At 56.7% G+C, this 18,335-nt stretch carries 13 protein-coding genes and 1 pseudogene; 7 read left to right on the plus strand and 7 right to left on the minus strand.

The genetic code is table 11. The annotated features are described in order from the left end of the window. Window positions 1-58: 58 nt before the first annotated feature. The 4 genes from gfa to BPNPMPFG_RS33635 form a co-directional block, all read right to left on the minus strand. Window positions 59-628 carry an S-(hydroxymethyl)glutathione synthase gene (gene gfa / locus BPNPMPFG_RS33620; protein ID WP_258597126.1) on the minus strand — a complete coding sequence of 190 codons (570 nt, stop codon included), beginning with the start codon at window positions 626-628 and terminating at the stop codon, window positions 59-61. Window positions 629-673: 45 nt separating this feature from the next. Continuing rightward, window positions 674-1,786 (minus strand): S-(hydroxymethyl)glutathione dehydrogenase/class III alcohol dehydrogenase, encoded by a 1,113-nt coding sequence (locus BPNPMPFG_RS33625; protein ID WP_258597127.1) that lies wholly within the window; start codon window positions 1,784-1,786, stop codon window positions 674-676. Between the two features lie 82 nt (window positions 1,787-1,868). Beyond that, window positions 1,869-3,293: an aspartate ammonia-lyase gene (locus BPNPMPFG_RS33630; RefSeq protein ID WP_258597129.1), complete on the minus strand. Its 1,425-nt coding sequence runs from the start codon at window positions 3,291-3,293 to the stop codon at window positions 1,869-1,871. A gap of 296 nt (window positions 3,294-3,589) precedes the next feature. Next, on the minus strand, window positions 3,590-4,756 hold the full coding sequence (locus BPNPMPFG_RS33635; RefSeq protein WP_258597131.1) for an aminotransferase class V-fold PLP-dependent enzyme: 1,167 nt from the start codon (window positions 4,754-4,756) through the stop codon (window positions 3,590-3,592). A gap of 688 nt (window positions 4,757-5,444) precedes the next feature. Between BPNPMPFG_RS33635 and BPNPMPFG_RS33640 the strand changes: the two genes are divergently transcribed. After that, complete coding sequence (locus BPNPMPFG_RS33640; RefSeq protein ID WP_319946011.1) at window positions 5,445-6,875, plus strand: IS701 family transposase; 1,431 nt, start codon at window positions 5,445-5,447, stop codon at window positions 6,873-6,875. Window positions 6,876-7,044: 169 nt separating this feature from the next. Continuing rightward, window positions 7,045-7,884: an IclR family transcriptional regulator gene (locus BPNPMPFG_RS33645; RefSeq protein WP_258597133.1), complete on the plus strand. Its 840-nt coding sequence runs from the start codon at window positions 7,045-7,047 to the stop codon at window positions 7,882-7,884. Between the two features lie 67 nt (window positions 7,885-7,951). Here BPNPMPFG_RS33645 and BPNPMPFG_RS33650 read toward each other — a convergent pair whose 3' ends face one another. After that, complete coding sequence (locus tag BPNPMPFG_RS33650; protein ID WP_258597134.1) at window positions 7,952-9,607, minus strand: MFS transporter; 1,656 nt, start codon at window positions 9,605-9,607, stop codon at window positions 7,952-7,954. A 1,265-nt stretch (window positions 9,608-10,872) separates the two neighbouring features. Here BPNPMPFG_RS33650 and BPNPMPFG_RS33655 point away from each other — a divergent pair. From BPNPMPFG_RS33655 to BPNPMPFG_RS33675, 5 genes and pseudogenes are all read left to right on the plus strand, one after another. Beyond that, window positions 10,873-11,652, plus strand: coding sequence for an aspartate/glutamate racemase family protein (locus BPNPMPFG_RS33655; protein ID WP_258597136.1), 780 nt, complete (start codon window positions 10,873-10,875; stop codon window positions 11,650-11,652). A gap of 21 nt (window positions 11,653-11,673) precedes the next feature. After that, on the plus strand, window positions 11,674-13,035 hold the full coding sequence (locus BPNPMPFG_RS33660; RefSeq protein WP_258597138.1) for a preATP grasp domain-containing protein: 1,362 nt from the start codon (window positions 11,674-11,676) through the stop codon (window positions 13,033-13,035). Then, window positions 13,010-14,305, plus strand: coding sequence for a serine hydroxymethyltransferase (glyA, locus tag BPNPMPFG_RS33665; RefSeq protein WP_258597140.1), 1,296 nt, complete (start codon window positions 13,010-13,012; stop codon window positions 14,303-14,305). Before BPNPMPFG_RS33660 ends, glyA begins: the two co-directional genes overlap by 26 nt. Window positions 14,306-14,382: 77 nt before the next feature. Further along, a pseudogene (locus BPNPMPFG_RS33670) lies at window positions 14,383-15,342 on the plus strand (diaminobutyrate--2-oxoglutarate transaminase); the annotation flags it as partial. An 89-nt stretch (window positions 15,343-15,431) separates the two neighbouring features. Then, entirely contained in the window at window positions 15,432-16,862 is a 1,431-nt protein-coding gene (locus BPNPMPFG_RS33675; RefSeq protein ID WP_258597141.1) for an IS701 family transposase, read from the plus strand. Between the two features lie 2 nt (window positions 16,863-16,864). Here the strand turns inward: BPNPMPFG_RS33675 and BPNPMPFG_RS33680 are convergent, their stop codons facing one another. Continuing rightward, on the minus strand, window positions 16,865-17,209 hold the full coding sequence (locus BPNPMPFG_RS33680; protein ID WP_258597143.1) for a hypothetical protein: 345 nt from the start codon (window positions 17,207-17,209) through the stop codon (window positions 16,865-16,867). Further along, the gene (locus tag BPNPMPFG_RS33685) at window positions 17,206-18,297 is read right to left on the minus strand and encodes an IS5 family transposase (RefSeq protein WP_258597145.1); all 1,092 of its coding nucleotides are present in this window, start codon (window positions 18,295-18,297) and stop codon (window positions 17,206-17,208) included. Before BPNPMPFG_RS33685 ends, BPNPMPFG_RS33680 begins: the two co-directional genes overlap by 4 nt. Window positions 18,298-18,335: the final 38 nt, after the last annotated feature.

Consider the following 18,335-nt stretch of genomic DNA (forward strand, 5'->3'; position numbering starts at 1 on the left):
GCGAAACTGCATAAGAAGGCAGCGGGTCGGATGGATGGTTCCGGCCCGCCGCTTCGCATCAGTTCAGAACGCCGTTTTTCTTTGCCGTCCATGTGGCGAGAAAGTCCATGAGCGCCGGCGAAAGGCAATCATAGGGCTCGAGTCCTACATCTTTGAGTTTTGCGCGGATGCCTTCCATCTCCAAAGGGTCGACCCCACCTTCAATGGCCGAAGAAACAAACGCGGCGAAACTGGGCTCAGGCCAATTGCCGTTGTCGAACAGTTCCGGGTGGATGAAGGACAGCCCCTTGAAGGCATGGTCCCGCTCGACCGGACCGTACATATGCGTGCCGCATTCCTTGCACGCGTGGCGCTGGATAAGGGCAGATGGATCGATGACAGCGAGCTTGTCGCCGTTTTCGACGACCGAAACGCTTTCGCTTGGGACCACGGCCACGACGGAGAACGCCGAGCCATCTGGCTTCCAGCACTTTGTGCAGCCGCAGGCGTGATTGTGGGCGATCCCGGCCGCGACTTTCACCTTAACAGGTCGATCTGTGCATTTGCAGGCAAGAATGCCGCCTGCATGATTGCTGTCGCCCTTGTGAAGCCCGTTCTGGATCAAAGGATGAAGAAGTCGAACGCTCATGGTTCCTCCTTGGTTTTCCTGCGACATGCGGGTTCTTATCAGCGATCAATAGACGATCACCGAACGGATCGACTTGCCTTCGTGCATGAGATCGAATGCCGTGTTGATCTCATCAAGCGGCATCTTGTGCGTGATCAGGTCATCGATGTTGATCCTGCCTTCCATGTACCAGTCGACGATCTTCGGTACATCCGTACGCCCACGGGCACCGCCGAAGGCCGTACCTTTCCAGACGCGGCCGGTAACAAGCTGGAACGGACGGGTGGAGATTTCCTTGCCGGCTTCCGCCACGCCGATGATGATGGATTCTCCCCATCCGCGATGGCAGCATTCGAGTGCCTGGCGCATTACGTTGACGTTCCCAGTTGCGTCGAAAGAGTAATCAGCGCCGCCGTCGGTCAGGTCCTGGATAGCCTGGACAACCTTTTCGTTGCCGATTTCTTTCGGATTAATGAAATCGGTAAGGCCGAACTTGCGTGCCATTTCGGCCTTGGCAGGGTTGATGTCGACGCCGATGATCTTGTCAGCGCCGACCATGCGCGCGCCCTGAATGACGTTGAGGCCAATCCCACCGAGACCGAAGACAACAACGTTCGATCCGGGGCGAACCTTTGCCGTATAGATCACCGCGCCGATGCCCGTCGTGACGCCGCAGCCGATGTAGCAGATCTTGTCGAAAGGCGCGTCTTCACGAACCTTGGCAAGTGCGATTTCCGGCAGGACGGTGAAGTTGGAGAAGGTCGAGCATCCCATGTAGTGGAAGATCTCGCCACTATCGCAGGAAAAGCGTGTCGTTTTATCCGGCATAAGCCCAAGCCCTTGCGTGGCCCGGATTGATGTGCAGAGGTTGGAACGCTGCGAGAGGCAGGTTTTGCACTGGCGGCATTCCGGAGTGTAGAGAGGAATGACGTGGTCGCCCGGCCTCAGGGTCGTGACGCCAAGGCCTACTTCACGAACGATGCCCGCCCCCTCGTGACCGAGGATTGCCGGAAACTTGCCTTCGGAATCGAGACCGGCAAGGGTGTAGGCATCGGTATGGCAGACGCCTGTCGCCATGACCTCCACCAGCACCTCGCCGGCCTTCGGGCCGCCTATTTCGACGGTCTCGATGGATAGGGGTTTATTCGCCTCCCAGGCGACTGCAGCTCTGCTTTTCACGTTGGGACCTTCTTGAATTACTGCTGAGATGGGCGGCTGCTTTCGCTGCCGCGCAAACAGTCGATTGATCTCTGGCCTGCCGTTACGATGCCAATCGTGATCGCGTTGGCCGGGTCAAAAGGTGGGGATCGGCGGTTTTCGCGATTAGATCCTCCGAAAGGTCGGGCTGCTCGGCCAGGACTTCGCGAATAGTTTTGCCGGAGGCCAAGACTTCCTTCGCAAGCTCCGCTGCCCGCTCGTATCCGATCGCAGGCGTTAGTGCTGTTGCGACGGCGGTACTGGCTTCGAGATGCTTGCGGCAAGCCTCGGCATTGGCGGTAATACCCACGACGCACTTCGTGCGCAGTACATCGACGGCATTGGTCAGAAGCTCCAGCGAGTGCAGTATGTTGTAGGCAATGACTGGCTCCATCACGTTCAACTGCAGCTGCCCTGCTTCGGAGGCGAGAGTGATTGTGAGATCGTAACCAATGATCTGGAAGGCGACCTGGTTGACCACCTCCGGCACTACAGGATTGACCTTTCCGGGCATAATCGAGGAGCCGGGCTGAAGCGCTGGCAAATTGATTTCGTTCAGGCCGCCACGAGGGCCGCTGGACAGCAGCCGCAGATCGTTGCAGATCTTCGAGAGCTTCGTCGCCGTCCGCTTCAGCATTCCAGAGAAGAGCACGAAGGCGCCGGTATCCCAGCAGGCTTCGATCAGATTTCCAGCCGAGACGACGGGCACGCCGGATATTCCGCGCAACTCCGCGACAGCTGCCGCCTGATAGTCAGGGTTCGTATTGATTCCCGTGCCAATCGCCGTACCGCCGAGGTTGATTTCATGGAAGAAGGCGGCGATCTCACCGATACGGGCCACATCTTCCCGCAGCGTCGTCGCGAAAGCCTGAAACTCCTGGCCCAGCGTCATCGGAACAGCGTCCTGCAACTGCGTTCGGCCAAGCTTGATCACGTCCGAAAAGTTTTCGGCCTTGGCCTCCAACTCGTCCGCGAGCTGCTCCAAAGCTCGCTGCAACGCCCCGCGTGAAAGTAGGATCGCAAGGCGGATCGCCGTCGGATAAACGTCGTTTGTCGACTGAGCGAAGTTCACGTCGTTGTTCGGATGTAGCTTGTCGTATTTTCCCCGTGGCAGTCCCATGATCTCCAAGCCGCGGTTGGCGATGACCTCGTTGATGTTCATGTTGGTCGAGGTCCCGGCGCCGCCCTGAAACACATCGAGCGGGAATTCGCCGAGGTGCCTGCCCGCCGCGATCTCCTCGCAAACTTGGCAGATGACATCGGCCTTTTGTTCATCGAGATCGCCGAGCGCGGCGTTGGCGCGTGCCGCTGCCATTTTCACGTAGGCAAGCGCCTTGATGAAGTTCGGAAAATGGCTGATTCTAATACCCGAAATGGGGAAGTTGGCGATGCCCCGCGCCGTCTGAGGACCGTAGTAGGCATCGACCGGGATGCTTACAGGGCCAAGCGGGTCTTTCTCAATGCGCTCGATTTGTGGAGCGTTCGTCACGATGATACCTCGCGTGATTTGCGGAAACCGGCACTGTTGCAAAGCGCTGGGCTTTCAGTGGATGATCTGCTTGAGGAATTCGCTCATTACCCTTTCGGTCGCCACCGCTCCTGCCGGTCCGATCCTACACAACATGGATACTTTCTTTCCGCCCCAGAGCGACCGGGCCTGCGGCTGTTGCGGACAGAAGTACATGCAGTCTAGGCAAATGGCTGGGTTTACGATCATGACTGTGTTCCTGGTTCACGTCTTATCGTTATTGGAGCCTGCAGCGATTGCCGCGCTCCGGTAAGGCATCAGGCGGCCTTTGAGGAGCGCCCGGCCGTGTTGCCGCGTTCCTTTATGACGTGCAGGACGCGATCGATGTCGGAAGCGGTGTTGAACATGGCAAGCGAGATGCGAACGCCATCGCGCTCGGGCGAGACGCGCACATCCTTGGAGGCAAAGTAGTCGATCCATTCATCGGCTGGCAGCGCGGCGACGTAGATATGCGGAGCACGGGTGGAGCGGTCGCGGGGGCCAACAAGCTTGATGTTGAGCGTATCAAGCCCCGCTAGGAGCCTGTCGCCCAAATCAAAACAATGAGCCTCAATCTTCTCGATGCCGATTTCGTTGATCAGATTGAGAGCGGCGCCGAGCCCATGAATTGCCGGCAGGTTGAAGTTGCCGAGTTCGAAGCGGCCGGCCGTGGGAGCCAGTGCCATGTCGTCAGGGCGGGCGATGAAGTCCGCTGGCGGATTTCCAAGGCTGATTGCCGCAAGATACGCAGGCTCCAATTCCGTGCGGGTGCGATCCCAATAGAGCAGGCCCAGACCTTGGGGAACGAGGAGTCCCTTGTGCGTCCCGGAGCCGATGAAGGTGGCGCCGACTTTCTTCGCATCGATCGGCACGACGCCGACCGCCTGCATGATATCGATGACGAAGTAGAGGTTCTTTTCCTTGCAGAGCGCACCTACGCTTTCGATATCGAAGCGATGGCCTGAATGGAAGGCCACATGCGACATCGAGATAGCTTTGGTATTGGCGTCGAGGTGCGGGCGGAAGCTGTCGGCGTTGACGATTTCCGTCATGAGAATGAAGCGGACCTCGACGCCCTTCTTTCTCAGGTTCAGGAATGCGTACGTGTTGTTGGGATGGTCGCCATGGATCATCAGAACATTGTCGCCCGCCTTTAGCGGAAGAGCGTTCGCGGCAATGTTCATCGCTTCGGACGTGTTTTTCGTGAATGCGATTTCTTCAGTGGCCGCGCTCAACAAAGCCGCGACCTTGGCCCGAGTTTCCTCCATGCGGTCAATCCACACGGATTTCGGACCAGCTGTCTCATAACTTTCCTTTATAAAAGCTTCAAAGGCGTGCTTGACGGGCGTTGACATCGGCGCCTGGAAGCCGGAGTCGAGGTAGGTCATTTTCCCGACGACAGGAAATAGCTTCCTCACCGCCTCAACATCATAATACTGCGTCATCTATCTCTCCGATTCGGCTAGCCGCCGCTGCTCGCCGCGGGGTGAGCCACGCCCTTGTCGTCCGGCACATAGGCGACGCTATTTGCACGCACGTTGTTCATTGCGCTGCACAATTTTCGCTTGCGAGCAGCAATGGCAAAAGCATATGTAAAAAGAGCTATCGGTCCACCATTATATCGTTTAGCGGACTTGTTTATTCCGAAAAATGATAATACATGAGGATCTTGCCTCTTGAAGGCGCTCTGGCTGCGCATCCAGCTCGCTAGCCAGCGGCGCATTGAGGATTGTAGCAAGCGTCATGGCGAGCCGCATGCAGTCCCGCCATGCAGCCAGTAAGTAAAACACAGCAGCGAAGGTTGCTTCGTCCGCGCTCTGTAATCGATGGAAGAGGGATTGGAGTGCGAAGGCGTCTAACCCCATTCACCAGTACACGCCGAAAGGGAGACGGTTAAAAAAACGAGGTCTGGCGTCGAGCAAAGCCAGCTCGCCTGCAGCATTAACAGGGCAAAGCGCGCGCCGTAGGGTGATCCATGTTCCCCATAAGGGGCATCAACTGCTCATCGACGACTGAACTGATCACTAAGACAATCGGCCCTCTAATCTTACTGAGTCAGAAAGTCGCGGCTGAGGTGGGATTCGCCGGAAGTTGGGTGTGATAGGGTGCTGATTCACGGGATTGGTCAGCGCCATGGTCAGCGAGAACGGCAGCGAAGCGACTGCATTTGATGGGTATGTTGAGGCACTGATCGAAGTCATCGGCCACGCCGATCGGGCGGATCCGCTTCGGGATTATTGTACGGGTCTGATGATGCCGGTGGCGCGCAAAAGCGTCGAACCGTTGGCGGCGATAACGGCGCCGGCGCGCGTTTCAGCCAAGCACCAGTCACTTTTGCATTTCGTGGGACAAGCGCCCTGGTCGGATGAAGCGCTGATGGCGCGGGTTCGTGATTGGGCTTTACCGCGCATGATTGAGCGCGGCGGTGCGATCACCGCATGGATTGTCGATGACACAGGCTTTCCAAAGAAGGGCAAGCATTCGGTCGGCGTTGCGCGTCAATATTGCGGTCAGCTTGGCAAGCAGGACAATTGCCAGGTCGCCGTCAGTCTTTCGATTGCGAACGAAGGCGGCAGCTTGCCGGTCGCCTGGCAGCTTTATCTACCAGAAATCTGGGCGCACGATCTGGAACGTCGAAAGAAGGCGAAAATCCCGGACGACATAATCTTCCAAACCAAGCCACAGATCGCGCTTGAGCAAATCCATGCCGCGCTAGCGACGAAGACACCAGTAGGCGTGATCCTTGCCGATGCCGGCTACGGCGCGGATGGCGAGTTCCGGCAAGGCCTGACAGAGCTGGGGCTTGCTTATGCCGTGGGCGTCCAGCCGACACTCACCGTCTGGCGCCCAGGTGAAGGGCCACTGCCGCCCAAGGCCTGGAGCGGAAAGGGACGGCCGCCCTCGCTGATGCAACGGAGCGCGGATCATCAACCCCTCTCGGCCAAGGCCCTTGCCGAGAGCCTGCCGGCAGACGCGTGGCAGACCATCACCTGGCGCGAGGGCAGCAACGTCGATCTCGCATCGCGGTTTGCCGCTGCTCGTCTTCGCCCCGCCTCGAGAGACTACAATCTCAGGCATCCACGAACCGAGGAATGGCTCCTCGTGGAATGGCCCGAAGGTGACAAGGAACCGCTCAAATATTGGCTTTCCACCCTCCCGGAAACGATGTCGCTGCGTGAGCTCGTCGCAACGACAAAGCTACGGTGGCGAATTGAACGGGATTATCGCGAACTCAAGCAGGAGCTGGGTCTTGGTCATTACGAAGGCCGAGGTTGGCGAGGCTTCCACCACCATGCCAGTCTCTGCATAGCGGCTTACGGGTTCCTCCTCTCCGAACGGGAGACTATTCCCCCCTCAGCACTTGCCCGTCCCAAAAGCGGCGAGGAACCTCCCGTTCCCCGCGGTTCCAGATCCGACAAGTCCGCCCATTCGGCCCGAGCGACACACCTCAAACTCGATCGCGACGCTGCGCCGAAAGCTCACCGTCGCTCTCGCTCGCAGAATGATGCGATGTCCATGCTGTGCCACGGCACAGCCCAATCATCGCATCTTGTGACGCAGTAAGACTAAACCTGCAGCGAAATTCGAGGATCAGGCGGGATTGAGAGGTTCGATAGCGGATGTGTTTCTAATTGCCGTCAGACATTCTCAAAATTGAGTATCGCTGCTATAATCAAATTTCGGGAATTTTATTCTCATATTATGAATCCTCTCAGCCCAGCGCGAGTCATTAATGAGCTCAAACGTCAATTCGGATGGTCCATTGGATCGGGCATTTGCAATCCTTGATTTTGTGGCCACTCAACTCAAAGCAGTTACTGCGGCAGACATTGCCAAGAATCTCGACCTTCCCTTGCCAACAGCCCACAGATTGATCAGCAACCTCGAGTCCCGCGGACTGCTCCAGCGCGCGGCGGGCACAAAACGATTCGTTGTCGGCAACAACCTAGTTGTGCTTGCGGGCAAGACGATTGGCTCAGCCTTTCGAACGGCACGACGCCACGCAGTTCTTCAGAATGTCTCAGCAGAAATCGGCGAGCAATGCGAGATTGGTATCGTGCGGAACAATGCTGTGGTCTATGTCGACAGCGTGCGAGTTAAGCCCCCCCAAGGACTGCAATTTGATCCTGGGCACAGTGCGCCCCTCTATTGTACGTCCACTGGCAAAATTTACATGAGCATGCTTCCGGTGAAGCCGCGTGAAAAGCTGGTTCGGTGTCTGAAGATGGAGCAGCATACTGACAGGACGATAACCGATCCTGATTCCCTTCTCGCTGTTCTAGAGGAAACTCGCAGGGAGGGGTGGGCTCGGACCAACGAAGAGTTTGTCAGAGGTGTGGTTGGATGCGCTGTTCCAATTCTCGCCCCGGGCGGAACTTTGATCGCTTGTCTTGGCGTGTCCGTTCCAGTTGCCCGCGTCAGCTTTGAAGAGCTTCAAAGCTTCCGTGAGCCCTTGGGCCGTGCAGCGAAGTTGCTATCTGAGACGATACTGCAGACTAGCAGCGACTTTGCCGAAGAAGACCCGGCTAAGCGAAAAACTGAAACAGCGAAAAAATGCAACAATTGTCCATGACAATAGCTTTCGGAGAGGCACAGTTTGGCAGAGAGTGACTTGGCGACCGGATCGGGACTGGATAATTCTAGTACCCGGTGAACGCAAAAACTTTGCGACAACCCGGTTGGGCACGGGCACGAGTTGCGTCTGTCGTTCGCTCGATCGAAAGCACTGTGCGCGGAGGAAGCTTTCCGTCGTGCAACGCGCGAAGACGCTGGCCGACTTCCTCATCCGCAATCGTGAGACGATGATTGAGGCGAAGAAAGTCCATCCAGGTTGGCGTGCGGAATGTTTCCGTCCAAAGTGAAGGCGTTTGAAGGTCTCGCTGGAGCGTCCAGTCTCGTGCACCGGCTCGACTCTGAACGTGCCGCCTTGCACGCATGCAGCCCAGAAAGGCTTCAATGTTTTCCTCCGAAATGGAATATTCGACTTTGACAGCGATGGGGCCACTTCTGGGCGTGAGATCGAGTGCCAGTTCCGGGGCGTGAAAATCTGCATTCTCTTGATCCGATTCTTCCCACGGACGTATCGGCAGCACGATTCCCGTTGCTGCAACTAGCAACAGTGCCCCCGCGGCGCCTCCTAAAGACCAAGCCAGTGAGTAATTCTGCGCGACAGTGCCCCAGAGCCAACTGCCGGCTGCCATACCGCCATAGGCAAAGCCGTAGTAGATCGAGATCGTGCGGCCGACGACCCACCTTGGGCTTGACAACTGCACCGACACGTCAAGGCCCGTCCATGCGATAACCCAACCCGCGCCGCCGAGTACCAGCGAAATGGCGGCCACAGCGACCGACGATGTCAGTGCAATGGAAAGGCAACATGCCGCACAAGCTGCCGATGCGAACGTCAACAGCCTCTCTTGAGACGTGATCCGCCTTAGAAAGCCGTTGCTCATGCCTGCGATGAAAGCCCCCATGCCGAAGCCGGCCAATAAAATGCCGAATACGATCGGACCGCCCGCCATCTGATCGCGAACTATGAGAGGGAGGAGCGCGAGGATGGAGATGCTGGCCAAGCCGAAAAGGGCTGCACGGGCGATTGCGGCTCTTATTTCCGAGGACAACGCCGTGAAGCGCACTCCGTCATGAATCGCCGTCGTCATTCTCTCCCGAGGAAGGGGAGAAGAGCGAACTTTCCATTTGGTGCGCCAAATTGCACTGAGAGGCGCCAAATCACCCAGCGCCGCTAGGGCGAAAGCGGTCAACGGTCCAAAGAAGGCCAGGATCACGCCACCCAAGACCGGCCCTATGCTCCGCACGACGTTGTAGCTGACAGACATAAGCGTCACCGCAGCCGGGATGTCGCGCTTGTCCAGGATATCGCCGACGGAAGCGTGCCAGGCCGGCTCATTCAAGGCCAAGCCGCAGCCGGCCAGGAAAGCCAATCCCAGTATTAGCCAAGGACCGACAAAACCCAGGCCGACGGAAGTCGCCAGCGTGATGGATGCCAATGCCATCAAGCAGTGCCCTGCAAACATCACCCCCCGACGGCTGAAATTGTCGGCAACAGCTCCCGCGAGAATTGAGAGGAAGAACGTCGGCAATGTGGAGGCAGCCTGCACAAGTGCGACCATTAGGTCGGAAGCCGAAACCGTTGCCATCAGCCAGCCGATGGCAACGGTTTGCACCAACCGTCCTAGGTCGGCTATGCGTGTGGCTGTCCACACCGATCGAAATACTCGGTTCCGAAGGGGAGCGAGGATCGTTGAAGCGGGCGGAGAGGGACCTTCACGCTGCATGACGCTGTGACTTTTCACGCTGCATGAAGCTATGACTTCAATGTCAATGTTGAGTCCGTGGAATGCGATTCCAAACTATGTGGGGCCGCTTGTTCGGTCTGAATAGCCTCCCAAGTTTTAGAGATCCCCTGATGCCATGTTTTCCGCTGCCTTTCGAACCGGGCGGACCAAAGCATTCCGTTCCTGACCTGCCGGCGCTTCCGTCTCGATGCATGCAATCGAACACATCCTGGCGAGTATTGTTCTTGGGTTCGGCTTCCCCTGAGCGGCGGTGTTGAGTACCCCTCTCCTTGGGGGGCTCGATGCGGGCGCAACTGAAGCCAGAATGACATTGGAGGCTTTGCGAACATTCGCGTCTTGGCTCTGTCGACCGGTTGCGGGGTTGCCACCCGCGCTAAGGACGACCGCAGCGAAATCGCCTGCGGAGTTTTGGCTCGACTGTCTTTCGGCAAGCGTGGGCCTCCTCCTTCTTTTGGATCCGAAGCATCTGCTATCCGACGGTCGGATTACGTGCCCGGCAGGATGCCGTTTGGTGACTTTTCGACACTCTCCTGACTACAAGCAAATTGCGTACCAAAGAAAAATGCTTTCAGAACCATGGCCCGGGTCGAACCAGCCATGTCGATGTCCGACAAAATCGTACAATGCCACGCGACATTTACTCGCGCCCGGAATGCCAGAACGGACAGCCATCCAATTCGCGAGAATAGCGATGCGATATCCTTTCCAACACGCGAACTGGGGAAGATTCAAAGGCCGCTTATGGGAACGTTGATGCGGCCGAGTGGCCAGGAGATGCCCTACGGCACCAGGTACACCTTTTAGGCGCGCACATCGAGGCATTCCCGCAAGTTAAGTTGCGGGCCGGTTCGATTGACGAGACCTATGCGAAAATTCCGGCATTGGCGCTGTCTCTACCCGGCCATCGACAAGCGACATGCCCTGTCGGGTTTGTCGCGCCTGCTCCATAGTGGGGCCCAATTTCGTACGGCGCTCTAGCTTAAATATTTGATCTTAATGTCAAAACTTTATCCAGGCTCTTTCTGCGCAGTTGGCACGCTTTTTGAAGCGCTCATCGTGCGTCAACAAGCTCGGCAATTCTAGGCGGATCCGCGTCGCTATAGCTTCAGCGATGCCGGGCATCCCGCACGGCGGCGGAGCAGGTAGAGAACATATCGCTATTGAGAACACGCAAACGGAACGACCGCGGATGGCCCGCATCACAGATGATCGGTGGCGCAAAACCTTACCAATAGGAATTTTCGATGATCGACGTCATCCCGCGACGCAATTCCCTATCTCCCGGACTACTTGGGCAAAGAAAACCACTTGGAGTGGTCGGCGGAATGGGAAGCTTGGCGACTGCTAAATTCTTGGAGGTTCTGGCTCGCAAAAGCCGAGTTGAAAGAGACCAGGATCACATCCCATTTATTTGTCTATCGGTTCCCAATATCCCTGATCGTTCGCAAGCAATTTCAATCGGCAGCGACGCCCCCTTGCTGCACATTTTGGAACGCGCGTATTGGCTAGAGAAAGCCGGATGCGGAGCAATCGCTATCCCTTGCAATACTGCACATCTCTGGGCCACAGAGATTAAACAAGCGCTGTCAGTAACATTGATCGATATGGTAGAGATCACAAGACAAGCCATAGAGGACTCACGTGGCAGCGAAGCACACAACCTTCGCTCAATTTCCTTAGGAACGAGCGCATCTATGCAAAACGGGCTTTACGCGAGACCAAATGAAAACGCCTTCGGCAAACAGTTTTTTCGCAGCCTCACGAAACTTCAGCATGAAGCCATCAAGATTATAGCTGACGTCAAGTCCGGGAACATCACAGATGCACAGGACAATTTAACGAGACTTGTCCACGCCGCCAGATCTTTCGACCCTGACAAAATTATCCTCGCTTGCAGTGAATTGTCAGCGATCTGCGGAGATATCGCAGACGATAATGACATTGTCGACCCAATTAATATCCTTGCTGATGCTTGCATTGACTGGTGGGCAGCAGAAAGACAAACTTCCGGACATGTTGGCTGACCGATTATGGGGTAGAATACGATGAGCACTTTAGTACTAGGAAATGTTGGCTCCGACGCTATGGCTCCATCAGCTCCCTTTTTGTCGGACAACTATTTGCAAAATAATGCAGCGGAAGCCAAAAGAATGATTTGGCTTGCTAAGAGCGACGACATACTTATCACCCCGACGCCTGTATCACAATCATTTTTAGACTATGTTAATACCCTAAAGGGTGGAAGCAACATCGTGTCGCTAACGACTTCAGCGACGGCCACCAAGCGTCCGTTACCGATCTCGAAAAAAGACCTCGAGGCTGGCAGTCCTTTGTCCAAGTCCCTGAGTTCGTTGGCTTCGGGCCGCGTTTCGTGTCTGGAGCCGTATATCGCCGACGAAGTATCTATTTGCATTGCAAGATTTTTGGGGAATGTTCCCATAACGTTTTCAAATCAGAACGTTCGGGCAAGTCCAGAAGCAACACGTCGCTTTAACGACAAGGCACAATTTCGTGAGTTTGCGCATAATCTCGGCGTGCCGATTGCAAGTGGCAGTGTCTGCGTAAACGCTCAGGAAGTGGTGGATGCTGTGTGCAGAGCCCTGTCGGTTTCCAATAAGGTAATTCTGAAGGTGGCTCGTCATTCAGGTGGTGATGGCAACTTCGTCATCTCCAAGAGTATCGAAAGATCGTTCCAGGGCGCGACGCGCGCGGTTTGTATTCGCGAAGCTGATGCCAGTTCCATCCGTGCAGGGGTTCATGAAATAGGATTGATTGCGACGGAGAAAGAGCCTGTAATCGTTGAGGCATATAGCGAAAATGAGTCTTCGGTAGGCGTACATTTCGACATTGGCAGAGACAGAGTAGAACTCGTAGGCGTCGCGTCTATCCTGTTCAATCCAGGGTACGGAGGTGCATATTGGGATAGAACGCTTGTTGATGACCTGCCTAAAGACGTTCTGGCTTGGTGTCATAGCATTGGTAACTATGCCCGTGAGGCTGGATATTTCGGACCCCTCAGCGTTGATATCGTCAACGCCAAAGAGGTCGGCTTCTTCGCATGCGAAGTAAACGGGCGACACGGAGGTTTCTCTTCGATAAGGGCCGTATCAAATTCCTTAGGATTAGAACCTGATATCAAAAACGGTGAGCGCGTTGTCTTGTCGCGAACCGCCATCCCTATTGGCATTCGATTTCCAGATCTTGTCGATCTGCTTGAAAAACGACAACTGCACTACAATTCTTCCGTCAAACGTGGAGCAGTTGTGATGGTAGAGGGCTATGAAGATAGCGGTCCGTTTGATCTCGTAATCGTCGGAAGGGATCTGAGTGATGTTCAAGGCATAGAATGCGCCCTCGTTGAATTGGTTGAGGGGATATTGGTTGCCACGTTTCACCATGACTTATAACGAGGAAATCATAGTGGATAAGGTTACAACTTCGTTAGACATAGAAGTCGACAACCTTGTGCGCTTGGAGGAACATCGTCAGTTGTCCCAGATAAGCTTGGTCGCCTCTGAAAACTATTCCTCTCCAGCGATCAGATTTTTTGAAGGAAGTATATTTGCCGACAAGAATGCAGAGGGTTACCCGGGTAGGCGGTGTGTCTCAGGTTGCGAATATGCTGACCAACTAGAAAATTTAGCGATCGAGAGAGCAAAATCTGCGTTCGGCTGCGAACACGCGAATGTTCAGGCCATGAGCGCTACCATTGCCAATTTCGCGATAATGAATGAGCTTTTTCAGCCATCCGACGTGCTAATGTCCATGCGGCTTCGGGACGGCGGTCACTTAAGCCACGGCGCCCCGTTTCATGCGAGCGGCCAAAATTTTCGATGGTGTTTCTACGGAGTGTCAGAGACCGACGAGCAACTGGATTATGATGAGGTCCGATCAATTGCGCTCGAAAATCGACCTGCGGCAATCATCTGCGGAGGTTCATCATATCCGCGATTGATTGATTATGAGAAGATGCACCAGATCGCACTAGAGGTTGAAGCACTGCTTTGGGTGGATTTAGCACATACCGCAGGTCTTGTAGCGGGATGCGCGATCCCCTCTCCTTTCCCTCACGCCGACATAGTTACGACTTCCACACACAAAACCCTGCGGGGACCACGTGGCGGCGGTTTGATCTTATGTAAAAATAGCTTGGCGAAACAAATCGACAGGGCAATATTTCCTGGCTTGCAGGGCGCGCCCAAAATGGACATGATTGCAGCGCGTGCGGTTTTGCTTTCTGAAGTACAAACTGATCGGTTTCGAGAGTATGCAAGAGATGTTTTGAGAAATGCGAAAGCCTTGGAGCGGGGCTTGGTTCATGCAGGTGTTACGCTTGTTTCTGGCGGCACTTCCTCGCATCTACTGCTTCTCAATGTGTTGAGGTGTGGCACGACCGGAAGTGAAATTGAAAGATTGCTGATGGAAGCTCATGTGGTCGCGAATAAGAATCCGATCCCATTTGACACGCTTTCCCCATCAAAGGCAGGCGGACTTAGGATCGGTAGTGCTGCACTTACAACGCGGGGGCTTGATGAAGGGCAGTTCGTTGAACTCGGAGGAATGATCGGAAAGGTCGTTATGTCTGCCAGTAATCCTCATAGAGTTGCGGACTTGAGGTCTTTTGTTGAGCAAAATACACAGGGACTTCCTTTGTTCAATCGGAAGTGGGTGGCCTAGAAGGCGTAAAGCCGTCGAGTAGTATTGCTGGCATGGCGCAGCCTTCCGCCAGCCAATACTAGCATGAGGAAGCAACTATGAATGTTCAAAGTGCACAAGATTGCGAGGAGGAATTCGCGATCTTCAATCATCTTGAGTCTGAAGTGCGCAGCTACGCCCGTAGCTTTCCCGTAGTTTTCGCGATGGCACGAGGGGCACAGCTGTTTGCGCGAGATGGGACAGCCTATCTCGATTTTCTCATGGGTTGCTCAAGCCTAAACTATGGGCACAACCCCCCTGAGCTTAAGTCCGCCCTCGCAGATTACATTGCCGCTGACGGCGTGACCCATGGCCTCGATCTGTATACCGAAGCCAAGGAATCTTTCCTGCGGGAATTCCAAGAGACGATCCTTAGGCCGCGGCAACTGGACTACGTAGTACAGTTTCCCGGTCCGACCGGCGCCAACGCGGTCGAGGCTGCCCTCAAGCTAGCGCGCAAGATCACTGGTCGGCCCAACATCATAGCCTTCACCAACGGCTTCCATGGCGTAAGCCTTGGCGCTCTCGCCTGCACCGGAAGTCGACACCACCGCGCAGCCGCCGGCCAGCTGCTCGGCGGCGTCACGCGGCTACCATATGACGGCTATCTGGGATCCGCTGTCGACACCGCCGATTACCTTGACCGCGTGCTCTCGGATCCCTCCAGCGGCGTGGACGCCCCGGCGGCGGTGATTGTCGAGACAGTCCAGGGCGAAGGCGGCCTGAATGTCGCCGGGACTGCATGGCTACGCAAAGTAGCAGCCATTGCGCACAGACACGGAGCTCTGCTGATCGTCGATGACATCCAGGCGGGAGTTGGCCGGACCGATGCGTTCTTCAGCTTCGAAGCTGCTGGGCTACGTCCAGACATCATTACAATGGCGAAGTCGATATCTGGCTATGGCCTGCCGATGGCCCTCGTCCTCATTGATCGACAACTCGACAAGTGGGAGCCGGGAGAGCACAACGGGACGTTCCGCGGGAATTGCCATGCTTTCGTCACCGCGCGAGCGGCCCTAGTCTTACTGAGTCAGAAAGTCGCGGCTGAGGTGGGATTCGCCGGAAGTTGGGTGTGATAGGGTGCTGATTCACGGGATTGGTCAGCGCCATGGTCAGCGAGAACGGCAGCGAAGCGACTGCATTTGATGGGTATGTTGAGGCACTGATCGAAGTCATCGGCCACGCCGATCGGGCGGATCCGCTTCGGGATTATTGTACGGGTCTGATGATGCCGGTGGCGCGCAAAAGCGTCGAACCGTTGGCGGCGATAACGGCGCCGGCGCGCGTTTCAGCCAAGCACCAGTCACTTTTGCATTTCGTGGGACAAGCGCCCTGGTCGGATGAAGCGCTGATGGCGCGGGTTCGTGATTGGGCTTTACCGCGCATGATTGAGCGCGGCGGTGCGATCACCGCATGGATTGTCGATGACACAGGCTTTCCAAAGAAGGGCAAGCATTCGGTCGGCGTTGCGCGTCAATATTGCGGTCAGCTTGGCAAGCAGGACAATTGCCAGGTCGCCGTCAGTCTTTCGATTGCGAACGAAGGCGGCAGCTTGCCGGTCGCCTGGCAGCTTTATCTACCAGAAATCTGGGCGCACGATCTGGAACGTCGAAAGAAGGCGAAAATCCCGGACGACATAATCTTCCAAACCAAGCCACAGATCGCGCTTGAGCAAATCCATGCCGCGCTAGCGACGAAGACACCAGTAGGCGTGATCCTTGCCGATGCCGGCTACGGCGCGGATGGCGAGTTCCGGCAAGGCCTGACAGAGCTGGGGCTTGCTTATGCCGTGGGCGTCCAGCCGACACTCACCGTCTGGCGCCCAGGTGAAGGGCCACTGCCGCCCAAGGCCTGGAGCGGAAAGGGACGGCCGCCCTCGCTGATGCAACGGAGCGCGGATCATCAACCCCTCTCGGCCAAGGCCCTTGCCGAGAGCCTGCCGGCAGACGCGTGGCAGACCATCACCTGGCGCGAGGGCAGCAACGTCGATCTCGCATCGCGGTTTGCCGCTGCTCGTCTTCGCCCCGCCTCGAGAGACTACAATCTCAGGCATCCACGAACCGAGGAATGGCTCCTCGTGGAATGGCCCGAAGGTGACAAGGAACCGCTCAAATATTGGCTTTCCACCCTCCCGGAAACGATGTCGCTGCGTGAGCTCGTCGCAACGACAAAGCTACGGTGGCGAATTGAACGGGATTATCGCGAACTCAAGCAGGAGCTGGGTCTTGGTCATTACGAAGGCCGAGGTTGGCGAGGCTTCCACCACCATGCCAGTCTCTGCATAGCGGCTTACGGGTTCCTCCTCTCCGAACGGGAGACTATTCCCCCCTCAGCACTTGCCCGTCCCAAAAGCGGCGAGGAACCTCCCGTTCCCCGCGGTTCCAGATCCGACAAGTCCACCCATTCGGCCCGAGCGACACACCTCAAACTCGATCGCGACGCTGCGCCGAAAGCTCACCGTCGCTCTCGCTCGCAGAATGATGCGATGTCCATGCTGTGCCACGGCACAGCCCAATCATCGCATCTTGTGACGCAGTAAGACTAGCAGGCTGTTGAAGAAGTATCTCGTTTGGCTTTGAGGATCGCCTCGTCACCGTTGTGATAGGTGAAGGTGATCGTGATCGAGCCGTCGTCAAGCATTTCGGCGGAGCCGTCGCCGGTGACTTCGTCCATCTCGTCGCAGCCGGCCCATGTGAAGAAGACCATCGAGGGACTATAGCTGAGATCGAGGCCGACTTGCAGGGCGCCAAAGGCGATCTCGCCGTTGTTGTCGGTCCCGATGGTCATGATGGCGGGTCCGCCGAGGTCGAGATAACCTCGATCCCACAGATCGGCCCCGACGATTCGCCAGCGACCGATCAACTGACAGCCCGCCGGCGCTGTCATGCCGGCACCGCCATAAGCTTCGGCAGCCGCACCAGATTGTATGCGGCAGCGCTGAAGGTGAAGGCCCACCCGACACGGTCGCGGCCGCGCAACTTGGTCTTATTCTGCCCGGCGACTGTCTTGATCCAGCCGAATGCCTCTTCGATGCGCTTCCTGATCCGCTGGCTGACGGCATAGCCGCCGTGCCGGGTGGTGCGTCCGTCGATCGCCGAGCTGCGGCCGCTGATGTTCTGCGCGACATGCGGCGTCACCTTCATCGAGCGCAGTTCGTTGACGAAGTCTTCCGCGTCGTATGCCTTGTCGGCACCGAGCGTGATCGCAGCCGACCGATCCGCACGAGGTTCGATCATATGGAGTGCCGCCACCCGCTCGGCATGCCCGTCGGCAAACGTCAGGCAGGCGTCGACCAGAAGGCCATGGCGGTTCTCCATCAGCCCGTGCCCCATGAAGCACAGCTTCGCCTCCTTGCCTCTTCCTTTGCGGTAGAGCCTGGCGTCGGGATCGGTGGTCGAGGCATGGGTCTCGTTCGATCGCCTCTCGCCGTGGAAGTCCGCTTCCGCATTGCGTCCGCCGCCTTCTGCCGGTGGTTCGCCCGAGCTGTCCTTCGGCTTGACGCTCTTCATCGACGCCCAGGCCTCGATCAGCGTGCCGTCGACCGAGAAGTGGTCCGTGGACAGAAGCTTCTTCACCTTGGGCTGCGCCAGCACGGCAGCCAGGAACTTCGCCGCGATGTCGCCCTCCAGCAGCCGGTCGCGGTTCTTCGAGAATACCGAATGGTCCCAGGCAGCAGCATCAACGCCGATGCCGACGAACCAGCGGAACAGAAGATCGTATTCCAGCCGCTCCATCAAAAGCCGTTCCGAGCGGATCGAATAGAACGCCTGCAACAGCATCGCCCGCAGCAGCTTCTCCGGTGGGATCGACGGCCGCCCGATCGGCGAGTACAGCGCCGCGAACTCCCGCTCCAGAGCCGAAAGCGCATCGTTCACAATCGCCCGAATACGGCGCAACGGATGATCGCGCCGCACCCGCGCCTCAAGGTCTACGTAGCTGAACAACTCGCCCGTCTGTCCGTCACCGCCACGCACGATTCACTCCGCCTCTTCGTGGCAGAGTGAATCACGAA

This window comes from Mesorhizobium sp. AR07 (assembly GCF_024746815.1).
GTDB lineage: Bacteria > Pseudomonadota > Alphaproteobacteria > Rhizobiales > Rhizobiaceae > Mesorhizobium.

What these genes read in the sequence shown, in the direction of transcription:
- gfa (WP_258597126.1), bottom strand. Translation starts at nt 628, where the DNA reads ATGAGCGTTCGACTTCTTCATCCTTTGATCCAGAACGGGCTTCACAAG.
- BPNPMPFG_RS33635 (WP_258597131.1), bottom strand. Translation starts at nt 4,756, where the DNA reads ATGACGCAGTATTATGATGTTGAGGCGGTGAGGAAGCTATTTCCTGTC.
- BPNPMPFG_RS33640 (WP_319946011.1), top strand. Translation starts at nt 5,445, where the DNA reads ATGGTCAGCGAGAACGGCAGCGAAGCGACTGCATTTGATGGGTATGTT.
- BPNPMPFG_RS33645 (WP_258597133.1), top strand. Translation starts at nt 7,045, where the DNA reads ATGAGCTCAAACGTCAATTCGGATGGTCCATTGGATCGGGCATTTGCA.
- BPNPMPFG_RS33650 (WP_258597134.1), bottom strand. Translation starts at nt 9,607, where the DNA reads ATGCAGCGTGAAGGTCCCTCTCCGCCCGCTTCAACGATCCTCGCTCCC.
- BPNPMPFG_RS33655 (WP_258597136.1), top strand. Translation starts at nt 10,873, where the DNA reads ATGATCGACGTCATCCCGCGACGCAATTCCCTATCTCCCGGACTACTT.
- BPNPMPFG_RS33660 (WP_258597138.1), top strand. Translation starts at nt 11,674, where the DNA reads ATGAGCACTTTAGTACTAGGAAATGTTGGCTCCGACGCTATGGCTCCA.
- BPNPMPFG_RS33675 (WP_258597141.1), top strand. Translation starts at nt 15,432, where the DNA reads ATGGTCAGCGAGAACGGCAGCGAAGCGACTGCATTTGATGGGTATGTT.
- BPNPMPFG_RS33680 (WP_258597143.1), bottom strand. Translation starts at nt 17,209, where the DNA reads ATGACAGCGCCGGCGGGCTGTCAGTTGATCGGTCGCTGGCGAATCGTC.